General features: G+C 59.4%; 1 protein-coding gene. It reads left to right on the forward strand.

What is annotated here, in order from left to right; genetic code table 11:
* Positions 1 to 483, forward strand: a 483-nt coding sequence (locus AACY08_RS29125) for a TonB-dependent receptor domain-containing protein (protein ID WP_339472541.1), incomplete at both ends; no start/stop codon positions are given.

Genomic DNA, 483 nt, shown 5'->3' on the forward strand with positions numbered 1-483 from the left:
TCGCCAACTACATCATGGATCGCACCAACACGCAGTTCGACTTCGATTATTTCGATACGGACGGCAAGAGCGTGACCAACGGGACCCACATCGAGCAGACCACGAACGCTGGCAACAGCAAGATCCGTGGTGTTGAAGTCGATCTGACGGTGAAGCCGATCCCGGAACTGACGCTGACCGGTTCGTATGCCTATACCTACTGGCGTGCACCGTCGGCGGTGAACCCGCTGGCACCGGGTGCTCCGGCGCAGCAGCTCTACATCGTGTACACGCCTAAGAATGCGGCGTCGGGCGCAATCGACTATGTCGTGCCGATCAACGTTGGCGACGCGAGCGTTCGCCTGCACCTCGACGGCAACTATTCGAGCAGCCAGTACAGCTTCCAGCTCGAGCCGACCAAGACCGACGCAAGCTTCGTCATGAACGGTCGCCTCGCACTGGCCGACATCGCGGTGAACGATCATAACAAGGTCACCGTTTCGG

The sequence above is a fragment of the Pseudomonas sp. EL_65y_Pfl1_R83 genome (assembly GCF_963970695.1).
Lineage (GTDB): Bacteria > Pseudomonadota > Gammaproteobacteria > Pseudomonadales > Pseudomonadaceae > Aquipseudomonas > Aquipseudomonas tritici.